Source organism: Bdellovibrionales bacterium, assembly GCA_016714165.1.
In the GTDB taxonomy this organism is placed as follows: Bacteria; Bdellovibrionota; Bdellovibrionia; order Bdellovibrionales; family UBA1609; genus JADJVA01.
In genome coordinates, this window is sequence record JADJNU010000001.1 from 1,062,527 (window position 1) to 1,081,966 (window position 19,440).

Here is a 19,440-nt window from a genome sequence, read left to right on the forward strand (position 1 = left end):
TTTTATAACCTCAGATTAAAATTCAACGCGGTACGCGCCCAGTTACTTTCTTTTCAAGCTCTAAAACAGGCTTGCGAACTGAAAATACACACCAACGCCAGAGATCATGAATCTCACCGTTGGGCAAGATTTTGAAGGGGTGAATGGCCCGGGCCTCAGGAGGAGCGTTGTAAAAAAGCTCTCTGATTTCGTGACGGTGAATCATGGTGGTCTCAACACTGTTGATCCACACATCAATAGATTCCCAAACATTGATTTCTGTCATTTTAATATCCACGAAACCAGCACTCACCAGCATCTTTCTAAAATCCTCCTCTTGAAACATATTGTAAACCAGAGGTTGTTTTTTCTTGAAGACTCGGTACATCCAGGCCGCATCTCCTTCGCCAAATGGCAATATTTGGCCAACAATAAATTGTCCGTTTGGCTTCAGTACTCGAAAGATCTCTGACACCGGCTTTTCTGGGTAGGGAAGCAAATGCAAGACTTCGCGTGTGCAAACCAGATCAAATGTGTCTGACTCAAATGGAATATGATAAACATTGCCCTGATGAACCTCATCGAGGCGCTGCTTTGCGAGCTGTATCATTTGAGGAGTCAGATCAAGTCCAACCACCTTCTTCACCTTGTGCTTAAAGGACGCTCCCACAACTCCACTCCCGCAGCAAACATCAAGAGCGATGGCCTCTCCTCCTCCTACTTCGCATTGGTCTGCGTGCAGTTTGAGCAAATCACTATCGGTGATCCAAGCAGCTGAATCATGCCAATTGGTAGAACGTGCACCAAATTGAGCTTTATAAACCTCTTCATCGATTCCCCTGCGTGCGTGTTGAAGATAGATTCGATCGGCGATTCTTCTGGCTGCAATTCGAGAATTCCGAGACGCACTAATTCGCTCAAAAAGCACAGTCGCCTCTGCTGGATGTGTTCTGAAAAATCTCAGAACCTGTTCGATCGTCGCAGCCTCAATACCTTCAACGATGTCACTGTTGGTCAGGCGATTTTTCGTTTGGCCATCGAAATTGGGATAGATCATCTTGCAATCCAAAACGGCAACCATTCCCTCAGTTGCCTCTTCCATCTCAATCGGAGAGCCTTTCCAGGCTGAAGAGCCCAACTCACGAGCCAAATGATTCAGAGCATGAACAAGACCCGCTCTAAATGCATTGACGTGAGTTCCACCACCCGAAGTGTTCACACAATTCACATACGAAAAAATCTGAGAATCGCTTTGAGTCGTCCAAGAAAAATAGGCATCCATCTTGAACACAGCACTCGAAAGTCCAATTGTCAGATTCTCCTCAAATAACTGACGTTTCTCGAGCAACTTACTTTTAAATAGACCTCTCACCCCTCCTTGGCCATTAAAAGTTTCGGAAGTTCCACGAATTTCATTTTCAAGCCTTATCTCAACATCTGGATTGAGCCATGCAAGAGTAGCCAAAAAATCCCGACAGTTCTCTTCACGAAAACCAACAAACTCCTTGAAGATAAGATTGTCTGGCCAAAACCTCACCGTGGTTCCAGATGTGTCCGATCCACCTGCCTCACGCAGAGGGTAGCAGGCGATGCCCCTCTCATATTCCTGCTCGTAGCGCAAACCGTGACGATCCACTGTCACCTTGAGTTGAGAAGATAAGGCGTTGACGCAAGAAAGCCCAACTCCATGCAGACCGGCTGTAAACTCATTGGGCCCCTTTTCAAACTTGCTTCCGGCATGAAGTCGAGTGAGAGCAACTTCACAGGAAGAAATTCCCTCGCTGGGATGAAGGTGAATCGGGATCCCCCGACCATTATCCTGGACCTCCACAAAATCACGCCCAATTCTAACAAGTATGCGATCACAAAAACCCAAAAGGGCCTCATCAAGGGCATTGTGAACGAGTTCCTGCAACAGTTGATGCGCACCATCGTAAGACACAGAGCCAATGTACATACCTGGATTCCTGCGAACGGCCTCCACCTGAGAAAGCACTTGTATTTCACTATTCATGACTGGCTCTCTTTATTTTTGATACGCGTGAGCGCTTCAGCTTTTCAAGGGTATCAAACCAGCTTGCGACGTCCGTAAAGCCCTCCTCACGAGCGACTCTCGCCATTTCCCGATACTGTTCAGAGAAGTGCCGGATTTCAGTTTGCAAAACTGCCTCCACATTTTTTTGGGTGCTTCCAATCGGAACATCTGCTGATGGATCACCAACGATACGCAGAAAATCCAGACATCCGTGCACCGTCTGCACGCCTCCTTCGGCAAATTCCTTGAATAGAGCCGAGTACTGATCCATTCCCTCAAAATCAGCCACAACTGAAAAAAAGCGATAACGAAAGGCCAAACTCGCTTCGTCGTAAAATGCCTTTTTCAAATTTTCAAAAGTCTGACTGCTCTCTAATTCTAGATCCGCCACTTTTTGCATCATTTATCTCCATCTCTCTTCATTTATCCCGGTCTATGTTCTTTTATCTCGAATGTCCAAATCCCCGTTTCAATTTTAGCTATTCAATGAACAGAAGTTTGCGCCAGCGGAGATAAAAATTTCGATCTTCAGTCATAGAAATGATCTCCGCTTTGATTTTCCTGTACCGTTCATTCATCTCAATCAAAACCAGTTGGAAAAAGTTGAAAGTCGATCTGCCGGGCTGAGATGTCAGCTCGTAACCGTATTTCAGCATCAACTCCCCGGCTACTGCTTCCACACCAGAAACCGCATCCATTTGCAACTCACTTTTGTAACGCCCTACTCTCGGCGACTGAATGGGACTTGCGACATTCCTCCATGAAACCATGAGTTCTGAAAGAGAGGTGGCTTCGCTTCCATTGAAGTAAAGAAGCTGCTCCTCTGTCCAATCTTCTCCCAAAAAATTCATTATCCTGATCAATTCAGTCTTCGGATTTTTTGTCAAATTCTCGTAATGAATTCGCAAAAGAGTTCCTTGAGAACGCAAGTGTGACCAAGTTTCAATACACCCCTGTTCTGTGGCCCACAATTTGGCTTCCTTGTAAGGATGAAATTTCGAAAACACTGAACGGCCAGCTGAGGCAGCTACGTCACGTGGATCGCGAACCAAATGGAGAAAACGCGGTTCGGAATGATGAGCTAAAATCTCGGCAATATGCTGGTACATAAAGGTGCTCTTACAACCCCACCTTCGCTTTCCACTATGTACGCGATATTGCTCATAGAGGGCTGCATAAATGCCATAGAGTGAACGACTTGGTGCTTCTCGAAAAACAGATTCCCTATCTATTTCTATTGGCCAAGGTGCAAAGTGATGACTGACTATTTCGACCACGTCGCCGATCAATATTTTGAATCTGTTGCTATCAGAGAGATCGCCATACAAATGCAGGATTGGAGAAACGTCCCTCATCAAATGCGGAGGATGGGGGATTGCTATATGAGGATGAGCGTTGAGGATAAGCCTTAGAAGATTCGACCCCGACCTCTCAGTTCCGATGATAAAAACTGGGTTCTGGATCATACCGACAAACTTGGTTTTTCAGCAACCACAGTCAGAAACATCATCGTATCTAAAATATCGTCACCAACAAATTGCAGATCATGAAGCTTCTTAAACTGAGTCGTTGAATCACGGTAGGTCTTTTTGATCTCATCCCGTTGCTCCTGAGTACTCGCTCCATGATCAATCCACTGGTTGACTGATTCCCGAGACAGGTATTGATGGGTGTTCTTGACAACTAAGCCATGGGTTTCAAGAACAGATTCAAGGTCTCCAGGAACAAAGAAATTCACGCGGGCCACATTTCTGAGGGCCTGAATACGAAAAGCATCTGCTCGATCCTCAAGACCGTAGGCACATAAATGACAAAACACGACCCTCCCCCCCGGCTTCAAAACTCGATAAACTTCGGAGATCGCCTGGTCCATATCGACAAACTGGAGACCTTGTCGACAGACAGCCACATCGATCGAGGCCTCTGGAAATGGAATCTTTTCAACCGATGAAATCACCAAACGATTGACATGAGAAGTCGCTTGGCTTGTCATTTCCTCAGAAACATCGAGCCCAATGACCTCCTTCACTTTTCCCTTGAACTGTTTGGCCACAAGGCCTGTTCCTGTCGCAATATCCAGAAGGACCTCATCTCCTTTCACACCACTTGCATCAAAGATTTCATCCAATAACTTTTGATCGCTGACCCAACTGGAGGAAGCCGAATAGCGCTGAGAGCGCTCGCGAAAATGCTCCTTTGCCGTTCCATTCTGCAGCAGACTCGTTTCATAGAGTCGCTTTGTCTCTTCAATCGAATGAAGTTCGACGGCTTTCAGATCTCTCATACGCACGTCTCCGTCATAAATTTTTACTCCCGAACCGAGCATTGAGTTTTCAAGGTAAACGGGACGCTTAAAAAATTTGGCGTCGGGCTTTGGCAAATAAATATTGAGAGGATTTCTATAATCATAGGGGCGCTTTTCGATCACTCCATTGACCTTGCGGTAGACATCTCTTAGTTCATCATGAGTTAGATAAGGGGTAAATTTAATAAATCCTGGCTGTTCTATATCTTCTTCAATGGATCTTTCACGAGACAACCAGTCTAGGTGAGCCAATTCATCCTTAATTATTCCATCCTTAACAAATCTAAAATAGTTTTGTGTTCCAGGTATTGCTGAGAGGTATTTCACGCGGGTCACTTCCTTGAACTCGCCGCAAAAATCAATCATTTCGTTCATCGTCTCTTTGGTATCTGTCGGAGCACCTATAATGAACAGACCTCCAACCTTGACCCCCGCCTCACGGTTGATATGAATACAATCTACGATTGCATTTTTGGAGATGCCCTTGTGATAGTCGGCAAGAGTCGCTTTGGAAACAGACTCCATCCCATAAAGAACTAGATCCAAACCATGGTCCTTTAATTTCTTGAGAATGGGAACATCAATCCCCGTCACTCGACTAAAAATAACAGAACGAAAATCATGATACTTCCAGGCTCCATCCACTAATTTTTCTGTGTATTCAATGTCAGTGATGTAAGTAAGATCACTCCACCAGGCAAATCGAAATTTATACAAGTCTTTGTAGTACTCAATTTCCTGTCGAACTCGCTCCACACTTTTAACGTTAAGCTTTGGAAAGGCTCGATAACAAAATGTACAGTTTGCAATGCACCCACGAGAATAGCTCAAAAAAATCTCAGGAATAATTCCATCTTTAAAACGATCCCAAACAGAAAAATCCTGATAAGGGAGAGCATCTTGGTCACGTATTTGATCTCTGGCTGCGTTCTTAACAAGGTTTCCGCTTGGATCTCGCCAAACCAAGCCATTGATTTTTTCAATGGGTTTTGCAAATCGATTTCTGGTGTAACAGTCCATAAATTCAGTGAGAGTCAGCTCTCCCTCGCCAACAACCGCATAATCGGCTACCAGGTGTTGCATGATAAAAAGCGGGTGGGAAGAGATCAGCGGTCCTCCCAAAATAATTTTGATGTCGGGTCTTGCCTCCTTGATCACCTCGCAGGCTCTCTTTAAATAATTAAAGCTGTCCCCAAAAGTAGAAATTCCGACAATGTCAAAATCACCTACCTTGGCGCGAAGGTCCTCAGGGTCATAGATCTCTCGCTGATCCAAAAGAGTAAAACCATAGCCCAGACCCTTAATGAGTGCTGCCACCATCGAAGGTCCCTCAAAGGGAGCATAGTGAGCCCACTCCCATCCATAGGGCATAACAAAAGGAGAAGGTGGCACAATCAATCCGAATCGCAAGGAACTCTCCCTCCTTGCTTCGTGCGGCAGGGGCAATTTTCTTAACCTATTGAGAGTTTCATCGGTATCAGTTTTTACTGGACCATGGATTTTCATAGGTTCCCCCTTTTAGATAGGATTTGCTTTATTCCGACACGATCAAATACATGCAGAAGCAACTCATCAACAGCCGTTTCTATCGTCGAATGATTGGTCGATAATTTGACATCAGGACAACCGGGCTTCTCAAAAACTGAGCTGATTCCCGTAAATTCTTCCAACTGACCATTCCGTGCCTTGGCGTAGAGTCCCTTCGGATCTCGTGATTCACAAATCTCAAGAGGACAATCGATAAAGATCTCACTGTAAAGATCATCTCCAATGATGTCTTTGGCTACTCTTCTCTGATCTGCGAGTGGAGAGATAAAAGCGGAAATGACAACAAGACCCACTTCCGCCATTAAGCGAGCCACTTCAGCCACCCTTCTCAGATTTTCACTTCGATCCTCAAGGGAAAAGCCGAGATCCCTGCAGAGCCCCTCTCGAATGCGATCACCATCAAGAACGATCGACCGCACTCCACATTGAAGAAGCCTCTTTTCCAAAGCCTTCGCTATAGTTGTTTTTCCCGAACCTGACAATCCGGTGAACCACAGAACCCTCCCTTTGTGCTGTTCAACACGTGACTGACCCATCACAGCCGCATCCGACCGTTCAAAGAATGCCGGGCGGTTTTGAACCCATCGCCCGCCTCCCAGTACCTTGCCTTCGCGAGCCGTCACAAATCGTCCAGTTGGTTCACATTGTTCAAAAAAGTCAAAATTCCATGGAGTTTCAAAATTGAATTGAACCCTCCCAAATAATCCAAGTGACTGGACCGCCTTACGTTCAGAAAAAGTGTCTCCGTCAATTTCACGATCTATTCGGCTAATCGTCGCAAAGGAACTTTGAGGACCGGATCTGATATTTAATCGATCACCTACCTGGAGCGGAACACTATCCAACCAGAAAATATCTGCGGTAATTTTCATTAAACTCTTTGGTGGATCATTTTCTGCATAAGCTAAGGTACCTCTTACCAAGGGCAGAGCTTCCTCAAGTGTAAATCCGACAGCGTCTCCGGATCTGGCGTCCAAACGATTTTCTTCATAGGCCTCTATTGTTTTTACCCGGCCTCGAGAATGACCAGGAAGAAACTGCAAATCGTCTCCAACACAAAGAGTGCCAGACTCCAGACGACCTACGTAAACTTGTTTTTCGTCTAATTGGTAAACGTCCTGAATATAAAAGCGAGTTGGCCCTTTCTCGTTTGCGCACAAAGAATGAGTCGCCATTAAAACTTCGGATAACGTTGGACCCAAGTACCATGGCATTTCGACAGAGCGACTAACCAGATTGGCACCATGCCAGGCTGCGATCGGAAGGATCGATACGGACAAAAAAGATTGGTTGATTTGAGAACGAATATCCTTTTCGAGTTTGGTCCAAATATTTTCGTTCCAAGAAACCATGTCCATCTTATTGACAGTGACAATAAGCTGCTTCACACCGAGCAATTCCAAAATCATCAGTTGCCTCTGGAAGCTGTCTTTTGGTCCCTCAACAGCATCCACAATCAGAATTGCAGCATCGACGCTTGAGGCCCCACCCACCATTTTCTTCAAAAATTCCCGATGTCCTGGAGTGTCGATGAAAACAAAGTCTCTATTTTGATAAATCCAATTGACCTCTGTTGTATCAATTGTGATGCCCTGAGATTGCTCTTCCTCAAGTGCATCAATCAAAAATGCATACTCAAATTTTTTCCCTCTGCTTTGGCAAAAGCTCATGACTTTCTCTTGGCGTTCCTCTCGCGCTTGAGCCGTATCGGATAAGATTCGCCCAATCAGCGTACTCTTGCCATGATCTACATGACCAACAAGTGCAATCCGAGTACTCACATGTACCCCCCAGCCCGCAATTTTTGCATGGCATACCGATCGGCCTGATCTTGAGCGCGACCGACTCTCTCTCCAACCTTGGTCGTACGAATCTCTTCGATGATTTCATCAAGGCTCGTCGCCTCTGATACGACCTGACTTGTGCAGGGGGCGCATCCAACACTCCGATAGCGCTTGCCCTTCTTTGCATAATATAAATCTAAGACAGGAATGCCTTCCTCTCGAATATACAGCCAAACGTCCAATTCTGACCACTGGAGTATTGGGTGAACGCGCATCTCGACCTCCGCCTCGACTTCGGTCTGGTATGCGTTCCATAATTCGGGAGGTTGTTCCTTGTAGTTCCAAACAGATCCCTCACCTCGAGGCGAGAAAATCCGCTCCTTTCCACGCGAGCCCTCTTCGTCGCGGCGAATTGCAGCAAAAATGGATCTGTAACCAGTTTCTCTCAAAAAACCTTTCAGAGCATTTGTCTTGAGAGCTGTGCAACACTCAAGCTTTCCTTTTCCTGGATTCATCCCTTCAGACAAAGCTTCCTTATTTGAGCTGATTCTCAAATCAAAACCCCAGTCTGCGGCCATCTGGTTTCGAAATTCAATCATTTCGGGAATTTTGAAAGAAGTGTCGATGTGACAAACTGGAAAGGGAATTTTTCCAAAAAATGCTTTTCGAGTGAGCCAGAGCATGACGGTGGAGTCTTTGCCCATGGACCACAGCATGGCAGGCTTCTTCAAAGTCCGATAGGCCTCACGCAAGATATAAATCGAATCATTTTCCAATTGAGAAAGTCTTTTTTGGTCATTGAACCCTTGAGTGATCGTTTGAGACGTCATTCCAAAAATCTTAGCGAAGCAGAAGAAGGCATGCAAGTTGACATTTATCACCTTTCCGATCCGATCCCTCTTCTGGTAAGATTTGGACCTATGCTGAATCTGTCCATTCCAAAGCGAAATGATGTTCGCTATGTTGTTGTTATATTGGCTCCATCGAGAACGGGCTCCAGTTTTCTTTTTAGGGCGCTCACGTCCTGCGGCAACTTTCTCGCACCTCAGGGAGAGGAAACTCCCCATTACCGGCGTGCAGGTCTGGGAGTCTTTCAGGACATCGGGTATTCTGATGTGATCTCTTCTCCTCCTCCCGAAGAAACACTTGAAGCGATTGGAGCCAGCCTACTCAGAGAGATTGGAATTAAGACGGACTCGGGCTTCTCCAAGTTGGATTATTATGAACGCTGTTTGGATCGTTTCGAAATGCAATGGCCACAGATCAATTCGCTCAATTGCCGTTTGAAGCTCAGAGAAGTCCTCAACCACAAATTTGAACTCCTTCCTCCCGGCTATACCCAGTGGAATCAGTTTTATCTTGATTGGATTGAACAACTTGAAAAGGAAGGTCTACCTGTTCAAAGGAATCTCTACTCAACCTCAGGTCCCCACCCAGACGAGCTCCCAATGCTGGAGGATCCTCCTTACATTGCAGCTGAACCTAGAATCCCAGTGACGAAAGAACTGCTCTCTAGACTCCCAATTTTACTAAAGACAAGTTCCAATATTTATCGCCTTCCTCTGCTTCGTAGCCTATTTCCCAAGGCTCAGTTCAAATGGATTATCCTTCAGAGGAATCCTGCTGGAACAATCAACGCCCTCATGGACGGCTGGCTCTCCAGCGGATTTCACTCACAGGACCTCCATCCGAATTGCACCTTAAAAATCCGCAGCTACAGCGCGCGCGTCAGAGGTGGCCAACGTTTCTGGAAATTTGACATGCCTCCAGGTTGGCAATCCCATATCGGCTCGGATCTCTCCGAGGTCTGCGCATTTCAGTGGTACTCTGCCAGTCAAACCATCGAAAACCTTGCAAGCCGGCTCAAAGAACCATCCCTCCGCATCCGTTACGAAGATCTCCTCAGTAGAGAACTGCAGCCAAAGATTATTGACGAAGTCCTCTCCTTTGCGGGCGTTTCCCGGAGAAATGATATTTCGTGGTCCAGTAACGATCCAGTGACGACCGTCAATAGGCCCGCCGCTGGAAAGTGGAAAGCGCGTTCGTCGATTCTCACCCCACTTCTCCAAGAATTTGCGAACGGAGATCTTTTGGATCTCGCCCAAAAACTCCAATATGACTTCAAAACTTTGGAAAACTGGGCATGACTCGATCAAAGACTTTTCAATTGAAGGATTTTTCGGCATATCAAGGAGGAAGTTGGAGTCGCCGTCTGGCATCCCACGAAACTGAATCATCAAAAAATTGCCATTGGTCTCCCCACGGAGTGAATTCAGAATATGGCTCACTCAAGAAGGTTCTTCTCTATAAGCCTCAAAAACAAGGTCCAAGGATTAGGTCCCCTGAAAGAGTTCAACATCTGCGCCCCCTTAAGTGGAATCACTTCCGCAAAGAAACTTCTTCCTTAAAAAAGACATTTCAAAGCAACGGGGTCGAAGTTCTCGAATTAGAAGCAACAGAGTTTGAGAATCCTCCGCCAAATCTTATGTTTCTCCGCGATCATTTTTTCATGACTCCCTGGGGGGCCATACTTGGTCGAATGGCAAGCTCCATCCGAGCCGGCGAGGAAAAATGGGCCCAATTAGCCGTTGCCAAGGCGGGGATTCCAATTTTGCAAATGATTCGCGGTATCGGAACATTTGAGGGAGCCGACGCGATTTGGATTCACCCTCGTTTGGTAGCAATTGGCATCGGAAATCGCACCAATCAAGAGGGGTTTTTCCAAATCAAAAAGATCCTTTTAGAATTTGGAGTCGAGACACAGGCCCTCCCTTTGCCCTCCTCTGTGCAGCACCTCCTCGGCCTAGCTCAGATCATCGACAAAAATGTAGTACTCATGAGGACCTCCATCGCGAGTAAAAAAGCGATCAAAATTTTTGAGAAAAATTCCTACCAAATCATCGGTGTTCCCGAACACGAAGAGGTCGCTCTTCGCCAGGGCATGAACGTCGTCGCACTGGGCCCCAAACGGATTCTGATGCCAGCCGGATGTGTCAAACTCAAGAAACTCTACATGAATCATCACATTGAAATTGCGTCCGAAGTTTCAATCAATGAATACCTAAATGCCGCAGGGGGAATAGCATGCGCAACGGCAATTCTCTCACGGCAGTTGCGATAGGAACACCAGAAGGATAGCCTTATTGAATATTGAAAACTCGAGAGATTAAATCTAATTCTGAGAATTGCAGAAACTGTCCTGTCTGGAAGCAGAGCCTGTTTTCATCTCTCAGCAATGAAGTCTTAGACGATCTCTCTCAGTTCAAGGCTTCTGAAATCCATAAAAAAGGAGAGCATTTTTTTGAAAAGGGGGAAGCAGCAGATTACATCCGCTGTATGCGAAGCGGGAGTGCGAAAGTGAGTCTTGCTCCTGCCATTTCAAAGTCACAAAGTATCGTGAGAATAGCAGGGCCGGGAGAAGTTCTTGGCTACAGATGTGTCTTTTCATCGTCCACTTTTCGAGGAACAACAACAGCTCTCAGCGAATCAGTTTCCTGTCGCATCAGCACAAGCACCATCATTAGGCTTATCGAAATAGATTCAAAATTCTCCCTTGAAATTCTGCGCAGAATGGGATTGGAAATCGCAAGAGCTGAACAGCATCTTCAATCCTTTTGCCAAAAAAGTGTTCGAGAGCGTCTAGCTGAGGCCCTCTTGATCTTAAAGGACAAATTTGGTGAAGAAACTCCACATGGATGGCGAATCAGTCTTCAAATGACCAGAACTGACCTCTCCAACTGGATAGGAGCCGCCAAGGAAACTATCATTCGATGCCTCAAGGATTTTACTGATGAAGGTTTGATCAAAAAGAAAAGCCGCTCGCTTTACCTCAAGGACCTCTCTGCACTGACCGAAATCAGCGGAGCTCCAACGGAGGGCTGAAAAATGGAGCTAATAAACGCCAGGTATAAGTCGATACTTCACTCGCTTACGATAAGCTCGATACTCTTCAAACTGCATCAAAAATCTTTCTTCGCAATACGTCCGGGAAAGATATATACCCGTCCAAAGTAAATAGGCAAAAATATTGATAAAAGTGTACGCTTCTGAGAACTTGAAACACGAAACACCAAAAAAACCGATTTTACAAAGAGTCGCCGGGTGACGAACAATACTGTAGAGTCCCCTGGTTTGAATTGCCTTATATGTTAAGTTTGAAGTTGAAAAATACAGCGAGGTGCCAGCACAAAGGTAACCAATCAAGAAAATCAAACCGATAAGATCAGTTGTAACTTCAAACCATCTGCTATCAACGAGATGAAATACTGCTGAATTGTAGTCCATTAAACTCGGGACAAAGGTCGAGGCCCAATAAGTGAAAGGCACATAACAGCTCAGTGTAATGATCCAATGGAGAGGATGAAAATCCATCATTTTGAAACGCGTCTTAGTGAAGTTCGACTCCCAAAAATATCCAATTGAGGCATTGTTTGCATCGATGGCCCAAACCAAAGTTGTCAGAAAGGAGATGATCTCAGCGTAATTCCAAGAATTCTCAGCGAGCGATTTCAGGGAGGTTTCCTGAGCATAGATGAGCTGCCCCAGCATGACCGGTAAAAAGTGCAGACGTAAAAAGCTTGAAAGAAGAAAACTTCGGTATGATCTGTGGAAAATTAATCGCCTCAACGTGTTTCGAAACCTGCCCCGAAGCAACTGACGAAGCAAGCTGAGAACTCTCAAATATGGATCAGAAAATACATTTCCAAATGAATAGCGGTATTTTTCCGATAAAATAAAATACGGAAGCCCCCCAATAATGTAGGCTTTGAAGTAGAATTCAAAAAAAGGAACTACGCTCAGAAAATTCTGTGAATAAAAGGAATGATTCCGATAAAGAAGAATTGGAGCATAGGAAATGAAGCCCCAAAAGACATACTTTCCCAGAATCTTAAGTGGCTGTTTGAGCCATTTTCTCACCTGATAAGCAGTTTTATCTCTTAAGATAGCATTAATACTGTAAATTCCTATCAGAAAAAAAACTGAAATGAAGTAATAGTCTCCAACGGGAATGGAGCTGAAGATAAATACGCAAAAGCTAATGACAAATGTCAGCGCAACGCAAGAGAATCCAAGCCAGGGATTAATCATTTTCTTCCATCCGTGTCCCCATTATAGGCATTCAGGGCGCGCGGAAGCCAGCATTACCACTTTTCAGTCTGGGCTAAAGTCGAAACAAATCTTGCAACGCGAAAGAAAAGACTAGAGCTTATTAAAAATCAGAGAGTGGATTAAATTGCGGTACTCGCCAAAGAAAACCTCTTTCTCTCTCCGTCATTCTTCGGATCGATACCTTGCCGACACCGAATGATATACCTTCGGATCAAAATTAATCTTTAAGACCAGTCTCATTCCATCCTCAGAAAGATAGAATTCATCAGAAGACAATGCCTTTTCATCAACCGTCACAATTTCAATGAATTTCGCTCTTTTTGACAACCGAAATTCAGCAGCTCTCCGTGTTGAGAAATCCTTTACTAAACTTTTGACGAGCTCATTCCAATTCGTGTTTCCGACGTGCATGGCAAGGCCACCAGATTCCCTCACAAACGGCAAGTAGGAAAAAAAGCAATCGGGCTCGGTATTAACATGAGTCCCAGTGTAGTCCTCCGGCAACATACCAACCGTATTGACTCCCTCCAGAAGAGGATCATTTGCCGGCGGCATTCGAGTGATTGCACTGAACTTCAAGTACTCAACCCCGGGATTACTTGAGCTGATGATCACTTTCAAAGAAGTGTAATCAGACATCGTCTCGGGAGCATTGGGTCCCCCATAATACCCCTGACAGGGTGGTGTACTGCTGAGGGTACCGACCCCGGGGTCATGGGTATCAGAGACAAAAATGACATTGACTGACGAACCTTCCCGAAAAAGAGGCCTTTTCAAATTTGAAGAAAAATGTGATACGAGATTCGCCAAACTGACCGTCCCCGCTTCGACTTGAGTCGCGAAATAGGGGGCCTGAATAGCAGCCTCAAGACATGAATTCGAATTTTTTCCATCAGATGGATGATTCCTTTGATCTGGAGAAAACCATTCATCATCACAGCCAGCTATCTTAAAGTTATTTTTCCCTTCAAGAAAAGCCTGTCTATCTGAAGAGCCTTCTGGAAAATTAGCATTGTCATAGCTCAAGAATGTCTCAATACTCTTTCTACTAACCAATTGCATAAAGCCCGGAGTTTTTTCAGCCCAAATATTCAAAGGGGTTTGATAATCTGGCTGTCCACTGAAATATTTTGCTGGAGACATATATGTTACGGCCATTTTCGTATTGCTTGGAAAATCAGATTCAGACAAGGATTTGAAACCATTTACGATGCTTGAAAGAAGACTATTCATTGAAACTGAATCATCCATCACAAAGAGAACATCGACGGCCTCAACATTAAAAAAATAGTTAAATGTATCTAGATATGGATGATTTGAGAATTTCACAGCATCACATGAAAGATTAGATCCCAAAAAATAAGCGAGACCCATACAAAATACTAAGATCATCCGCACCAACCGGACAAGGTCCTGAATTGTCTTCATAATCAGCTCCCAGAATTCAATTCAGCAAAATGCCCCAACCTGAAAGAATGCTTCGAATAACACCACCGGGCGTGAAAGCAGAACCGAAAACAGCTCTCTCAGATAAGTCATTGCAAAACGAACTGCCAATCCAAAGTAACCAAAATTGCCAAATCGAAACTTACGTGACCATAAGTTGGACAAGCGACCAAAAGTATCATAGGGCTGGGAACCGCAAATTGGGTCACCCTGATAAAATTTCAAATAGGCCCAAATAGTCCATCCCCTCTCTCGGAGCCCCCAGATTCCCACCAACAACTGGAGGGTCCTGGCACGGTCTCTGCTGAATCTGTTTCAATCCTTTAACAAAGGTTTATAAATGCTTAATCGTTATCAACTCCTCGCTTTGTTTTGTTGCATTTCAGTTGGCGGAGTTTCACTTGGAACCCCATCACAAATCGTCGATATACGTCCCTTCCTGCGCGGCGAAATCAGCGCAACAAAAAGGTCTGAAAAGTTAACTGAAATGGGAGAGAAATTGCTAACCTCCTATTCCTTTATGTACGCAGACAAAATCTTTGATTTGGCACTGTCATTTGATCAAAAAAATCGAAAGGCACAATTTTACAAGCGCCTTGTCTCTGTTTATACCCCTTTTAAAGGATTCTTTGCTCGGGTTAAACCGATCAGCGATAAATACAAAGGAACTAGGGACTACAGCGTCATTCAATCTGAAATTGAACGATTTGGAAAGGGCAATCTGTTTCGGTATTTGACTGAAATTCCCCAAGATATTCCTCTCGTCAAAAACGAATTGGATTTTCAAAAGATTGCTGAGGACTACCAACGATCGCTTCTGGAGCTCAGGAAATTTATTGCTAATAATATGGATCTGAACTTTTCCATGACGATCCCATCTCTTGTTCTAGGGATCAACGACACTCCCTTTCAAGGCCGATTGCTTGATGGAACCAGTGCGCTTTGGAGTCAATGCGATGTAAAGATCTTGGGTGAAAATATCTATCAATTGGAGGAATGTCCCCTGCTAGAGCAAAAGTCACTCAAAGTAGATCGAGTCGACTTGGAGATCCTGCGAATTTTAATTACTAATAAATTACTAGAAACGGTCCTGGCCACCTCCTACCAACTCGATGGATATTTTAATATAAACCAACATCGGCGTCGACTGGATAAAGAAATATCGGATCAGGAGTACGTTAAATATTTCAACTCCGTTCCAGGATTTGGAAAATTAAAGCCAAGCCAAAAAATTCATTTGATCAAAGAACTGGGAGTAGACCTTTATTCAGCACTGTCATGGTTGACTTCGAATACAACGCAGTCCTGCCCCGATGGTGGATTTACGCGAAACCGGGCCGTTAGGCCTGGAAAATACTTTGGCATGGGGATATTTTGTCTGGATGGAAGCCAAACTGTTCAATCAATCGATCGGCCAAACATTACCGAAATCTCCCTGAGTGAACTATTATCCAGCTCCTGGAAAGTTCTTAATGGAGGTTTTTTTTACGTGGGAGGACAAAGCGAAAGTGGAGAAACTGTCACGACAAAAGCTCAACTCATACCATTTTTAGAAAGTCCCGTTTCGAACATCAGATCGCTCCTACCAATCGATTTCAATGCCTGCGGAAACAGTATTGAGGTAGACGAGCAAGCCTGGAGCATACTTCTTCCTGATCAAAAGACGACAGATTTTCTTTCTAAAATAGGAAGGCTTGGTTTAAAATGCAAAGCCAATTGATATCGATATTTTCAGTTTTCCTCATGGTATTTTCGATTGAGGCCAGAGGTGCGACTGAATTTATAAATGGAGCAAAATTCGTCAGGTGCAACAAGATCAATCAGTGCATTGAGTTGTCATCGGATCAAATGCAAAGAACCTCAATATTTCCGATTCTCGCATTTGGTCTGAGCAATCTGAAGATATACGAAGTGAAGGATGGCTTGAAGTCTTCCACCTTAATTCACACGTGGAAAGCTCGCGAAGGCTATATCGACTTAATGCTCAACAGAATTGTTTTGCGCCAATTAAGTGATAGTCAAAACAAATTGGAATTGATTTATTTCATTGATTCAGGAAAGACAATTTTGATTTAGATTTCGATGGAGTTAAAATGAAAAGTTCCTCGTATTTGAATATTTATTTCGCTGTTATACCCATGTTGCTGTTCTTAACTGGGAATCACGCTTACGCACTTGAACTCTCACCCGATCAAAAGTTGAACAGAGAAATGACGGCGGCTTATCTCAGTGCGCTGTCGTCAGGACAAACAAGAAATAGAAACGGGAGAAGTCTTACAATTGAAGATTCTGTCATCAGCAAAGGGATAAGCCGGATGAAACAGCTCGGGCTGAAGATCGTCGTCGACACCTCAAACATCGCTCCTGATGTGACTCTGTTAAATGATGATTTGAATTCCCATGTAGAAGAGCTTTATATCCAGGAATTTCTTCGCTCTCGTCCAAAAGGAATGCCCTGGCTGCCGCTGAGCTGGACAACAAGGGATCGATCTGATGTTGAGATCAGTTTTCAAACAAACACCAGAAATCTCGAATTGATCCTGACAAAAATGTACAACCAGTCTCCGGTTTATCAGGACTATTTGCTTAGAGGTTACCTATTTACCGGCCTTGTCCCTCACGGCAACAGCACCGATTTTATCAACAAGTTGCGCACCGAAGCTCTTGAGTTGGCAGATCTTGATCCCACATTTTTTGATACAAGAGCGGAAATTCACCAGGACCCGAGCTATGGAACGACGACCAAGGTACGCAACTACCTTGGCAAGGTGACCAACCCTGAATTCAAGCGAAGAGGGGAGCAGATTTTAGCGGATCTATTGACCCTTTTTGGAGATTCGGGAGTCAACGAGTTTTTGACTACCTACGATTTGGAATCCAATACAGGCTCTGCGGAATACAGACGCCTGTCAACCACACTGCGATCAATAAGTGAACTTAAAGAAGTCCTTCGAACTGCCAACAGCCAAGCCACAGTTGAGAAAGTCGTTGAAAGAACCTTGGCTATTCTTGATGAATTGAGTCGGCAGTCTGTTCGTAATGCAGAACAAATCAAGGCCATTGCCGATAAAGCAAGAACCAATCAGACCTATTCTTCCGATTGTGCCAATGATCGAACTATCAATTGCATTTACGAATTTTTTGACCTTTCTCGACTTATCCAAAGGGAAATATTCAGCCTGGGATTCTTGCTTCAACAGCAAATTTCCAAGCATGAAATCCCCTTTTCTGTCGTGCAAACGGTCCGTTTACTCAAATCCTACTTTTCTGCAAACGTCTCACTAGGGCTCTCCTCCCCAGACTCTATCGACGAATTTGAAGTATCTATTGATCAATTGTTGAATGCTACCAAGATCCAAACAAGTCAATTCAATAGCGCCGTTTCCATTATTGAAAGTGAAACACGAAGTGCCCAGCAAAGAATCAGGGACATCTTTAACCCCTTGATCGAAAAGTACACCCAATTTGTCGAAAAATCAGAAGCAGACCTCGTCGTTGACGAGATATTAAGATCGAGCACGATTCAACCCATGGAAAATATTCTTCTAAACCTGAGCGCTAAGATTTCTCGATCCTCAGGTATACAATTTCGCCTTAATACCGAAAGTTTGACCCATCCTTTTAGAATCTTGAACCAGGGGATTTCCAAAGGGGTCGTTTATTACCCATCAGAATCAGATCTCGATGATCCAGATTTTTATTGGAATCCAAATGGGATCTACTTGCTTCGAAAAACCCCAGCACAGATTCATAAGGTGGCGGGCATCATTACCTCCCATTCGGTTTCGCTCATTTCGCATGTGCAATTGATCGCATCCAATTTGGGGATCCCCAACGTCTACATGCCATTTTCAGCTTTAGAAAAAATCGCACGTGAGGTCAATGGGAAGCAAGTCCTGTTATTTGCTTTAGAAAATGGGGAAGCCTCTATCAAAAATCTCGATATTGTCAATGCAACAGAGAATGAGGTCTACCATCAATACAATCAGGTGAAATTTCAGGAGAAAGTTAAACTGCAACTGCCCACGATGGAGGTCTTTCACCCGGTCAGCCTAGATGCACTTCGCTATGATGACAAGGTCGCTGGTGGCAAAGCCAAAGGACAGGGTGAGTTGTCGCAATTATTTACCAATACTGTACCCCGCGGAATCGTACTTCCTTTTAGTGTCTATTGGCATCATATCAACCGTAAATACCTCGACCCGAAAACCAAAAAGGAGTTCAGCCTCTACGATTATATCAAGGCCTTGCTGGCTGACAGCAGACTAAAGGGCGATTCAAGGGAAGCGAGTGAATTGCGGCGAGATGTTTTTGCGAAGATTCGACGGGCCATCAGCCGAATCAAACTCGCTCCTGAACTCGAATCCTATATCATCGCCAAGTTTACCAATCGAGCCCCTGAGGGCCAGGTCGATTTTTATGAGCGTGGTGTTTTTGTTCGCAGCGATACCAATGCGGAAGACCTGGCTACCTTCGTTGGCGCGGGACTCAACGACACTGTGCCAAACGTGCAAGCAATAAACCCAGGACAGCGAGTTTCTCAGGCAGATCTGCATTTACAACATGCTTACAATGTGATGGATGCAATTAAGTCTGTTTGGGCGTCTCCCTTCACCGAAAAGGCCTACTCATGGCGCAAGGAACTCATTGAAAATCCCTGGGATGTCGTCCCCTCTGTTCTGATCCAAGTCGGCATAAATTCTGAAAAGGCGGGAGTTATGATCGTGGGCGATCCTCAATCTAAAGACTTCAGCGACTTGATTTACATTGCAGCCAACGAAGGAATCGGTGTGACGACTGTCAATGGAGAGAAATCACCCGAAGTTGTCACAATTTCTCGCACCACAGGACAAATTCAAACGACGCGTACAACAAATGCAAAAGAGAAGTGGGCACTTAAGGCCTGGCCTCATTCTGGTCTTATGAAGGTTTCTGCAGGAGTTATTAAACCTATTATTACTCAAGATGTAGCCAAACAACTCGCCAGTATGGGTGATGGCATACAAAAGAAAATGGCTTCCAAGTATGGCTACAAAGGAATGAAGTGGGATCTTGAATTCTGTGTATTAGGAAACAAGGCCTTTCTCGTTCAAGTGCGACCTTTCATGGGCAACCAAGTATTTCGAAACCTAGCTTTGTTAAAAACATTGGAGTCTAAAGATGAGAGTCGTCGAGGGGCGAATGACGGATTCATTCGCGCAACCGACATGATCGAGTTCAACCAGTAGGAATAT

General features: G+C 44.6%; 14 protein-coding genes. 6 read left to right on the forward strand and 8 right to left on the reverse strand.

Annotated elements, in window-relative coordinates:
- Window positions 1–22 precede the first annotated feature (22 nt).
- The 6 genes from IPJ71_04740 to cysD form a co-directional block, all read right to left on the reverse strand.
- Complete coding sequence (locus tag IPJ71_04740) at window positions 23–1,993, reverse strand: methyltransferase domain-containing protein (protein MBK7842990.1); 1,971 nt, start codon at window positions 1,991–1,993, stop codon at window positions 23–25.
- Window positions 1,986–2,417 (reverse strand): rubrerythrin, encoded by a 432-nt coding sequence (locus tag IPJ71_04745; protein ID MBK7842991.1) that lies wholly within the window; start codon window positions 2,415–2,417, stop codon window positions 1,986–1,988. Before IPJ71_04745 ends, IPJ71_04740 begins: the two co-directional genes overlap by 8 nt.
- A gap of 76 nt (window positions 2,418–2,493) precedes the next feature.
- Window positions 2,494–3,480, reverse strand: coding sequence for a sulfotransferase (locus tag IPJ71_04750; GenBank protein MBK7842992.1), 987 nt, complete (start codon window positions 3,478–3,480; stop codon window positions 2,494–2,496).
- Window positions 3,477–5,825, reverse strand: coding sequence for a methyltransferase domain-containing protein (locus IPJ71_04755; protein MBK7842993.1), 2,349 nt, complete (start codon window positions 5,823–5,825; stop codon window positions 3,477–3,479). The genes IPJ71_04750 and IPJ71_04755 overlap by 4 nt, the downstream gene beginning before the upstream one ends.
- Window positions 5,822–7,648, reverse strand: coding sequence for an adenylyl-sulfate kinase (gene cysC / locus IPJ71_04760; protein ID MBK7842994.1), 1,827 nt, complete (start codon window positions 7,646–7,648; stop codon window positions 5,822–5,824). Before cysC ends, IPJ71_04755 begins: the two co-directional genes overlap by 4 nt.
- Window positions 7,645–8,481 carry a sulfate adenylyltransferase subunit CysD gene (gene cysD, locus IPJ71_04765; protein ID MBK7842995.1) on the reverse strand — a complete coding sequence of 279 codons (837 nt, stop codon included), beginning with the start codon at window positions 8,479–8,481 and terminating at the stop codon, window positions 7,645–7,647. The genes cysC and cysD overlap by 4 nt, the downstream gene beginning before the upstream one ends.
- Between cysD and IPJ71_04770 the strand changes: the two genes are divergently transcribed.
- The 3 genes from IPJ71_04770 to IPJ71_04780 are packed head-to-tail and all read left to right on the forward strand — an operon-like array spanning window position 8,470 to window position 11,533.
- Window positions 8,470–9,798, forward strand: coding sequence for a hypothetical protein (locus tag IPJ71_04770; GenBank protein ID MBK7842996.1), 1,329 nt, complete (start codon window positions 8,470–8,472; stop codon window positions 9,796–9,798). The two genes, cysD and IPJ71_04770, sit on opposite strands and share 12 nt — an antisense overlap.
- Window positions 9,795–10,772: a hypothetical protein gene (locus IPJ71_04775; GenBank protein ID MBK7842997.1), complete on the forward strand. Its 978-nt coding sequence runs from the start codon at window positions 9,795–9,797 to the stop codon at window positions 10,770–10,772. Before IPJ71_04770 ends, IPJ71_04775 begins: the two co-directional genes overlap by 4 nt.
- A gap of 29 nt (window positions 10,773–10,801) precedes the next feature.
- Window positions 10,802–11,533: a Crp/Fnr family transcriptional regulator gene (locus tag IPJ71_04780; protein ID MBK7842998.1), complete on the forward strand. Its 732-nt coding sequence runs from the start codon at window positions 10,802–10,804 to the stop codon at window positions 11,531–11,533.
- A 9-nt stretch (window positions 11,534–11,542) separates the two neighbouring features.
- On the opposite strand, the gene IPJ71_04785 is transcribed toward IPJ71_04780, so the two are convergent.
- Both IPJ71_04785 and IPJ71_04790 read right to left on the reverse strand, forming a co-directional pair.
- Entirely contained in the window at window positions 11,543–12,739 is a 1,197-nt protein-coding gene (locus IPJ71_04785) for a hypothetical protein (GenBank protein ID MBK7842999.1), read from the reverse strand.
- A gap of 183 nt (window positions 12,740–12,922) precedes the next feature.
- Window positions 12,923–14,188 carry a hypothetical protein gene (locus IPJ71_04790; protein ID MBK7843000.1) on the reverse strand — a complete coding sequence of 422 codons (1,266 nt, stop codon included), beginning with the start codon at window positions 14,186–14,188 and terminating at the stop codon, window positions 12,923–12,925.
- Between the two features lie 358 nt (window positions 14,189–14,546).
- On the opposite strand from IPJ71_04790, the gene IPJ71_04795 reads away from it, so the two are divergent.
- From IPJ71_04795 to IPJ71_04805, 3 genes are read left to right on the forward strand one after another with little or no spacing between them, the layout of a single operon-like run.
- On the forward strand, window positions 14,547–15,926 hold the full coding sequence (locus IPJ71_04795; GenBank protein ID MBK7843001.1) for a hypothetical protein: 1,380 nt from the start codon (window positions 14,547–14,549) through the stop codon (window positions 15,924–15,926).
- Window positions 15,911–16,282, forward strand: a complete 372-nt coding sequence (locus tag IPJ71_04800; GenBank protein MBK7843002.1) for a hypothetical protein — start codon at window positions 15,911–15,913, stop codon at window positions 16,280–16,282. The genes IPJ71_04795 and IPJ71_04800 overlap by 16 nt, the downstream gene beginning before the upstream one ends.
- Window positions 16,283–16,299: 17 nt before the next feature.
- The gene (locus IPJ71_04805) at window positions 16,300–19,434 is read left to right on the forward strand and encodes a hypothetical protein (protein ID MBK7843003.1); all 3,135 of its coding nucleotides are present in this window, start codon (window positions 16,300–16,302) and stop codon (window positions 19,432–19,434) included.
- Window positions 19,435–19,440 lie beyond the last annotated feature (6 nt).

Coding starts and splice junctions, on each gene's coding strand:
- IPJ71_04785 (MBK7842999.1), bottom strand. CDS start 12,739: ATGATTAATCCCTGGCTTGGATTCTCTTGCGTTGCGCTGACATTTGTC.
- IPJ71_04750 (MBK7842992.1), bottom strand. CDS start 3,480: ATGATCCAGAACCCAGTTTTTATCATCGGAACTGAGAGGTCGGGGTCG.
- IPJ71_04775 (MBK7842997.1), top strand. CDS start 9,795: ATGACTCGATCAAAGACTTTTCAATTGAAGGATTTTTCGGCATATCAA.
- cysD (MBK7842995.1), bottom strand. CDS start 8,481: ATGACGTCTCAAACGATCACTCAAGGGTTCAATGACCAAAAAAGACTT.
- IPJ71_04795 (MBK7843001.1), top strand. CDS start 14,547: ATGCTTAATCGTTATCAACTCCTCGCTTTGTTTTGTTGCATTTCAGTT.
- IPJ71_04745 (MBK7842991.1), bottom strand. CDS start 2,417: ATGATGCAAAAAGTGGCGGATCTAGAATTAGAGAGCAGTCAGACTTTT.
- IPJ71_04790 (MBK7843000.1), bottom strand. CDS start 14,188: ATGAAGACAATTCAGGACCTTGTCCGGTTGGTGCGGATGATCTTAGTA.
- IPJ71_04740 (MBK7842990.1), bottom strand. CDS start 1,993: ATGAATAGTGAAATACAAGTGCTTTCTCAGGTGGAGGCCGTTCGCAGG.
- IPJ71_04805 (MBK7843003.1), top strand. CDS start 16,300: ATGAAAAGTTCCTCGTATTTGAATATTTATTTCGCTGTTATACCCATG.
- IPJ71_04755 (MBK7842993.1), bottom strand. CDS start 5,825: ATGAAAATCCATGGTCCAGTAAAAACTGATACCGATGAAACTCTCAAT.
- IPJ71_04800 (MBK7843002.1), top strand. CDS start 15,911: ATGCAAAGCCAATTGATATCGATATTTTCAGTTTTCCTCATGGTATTT.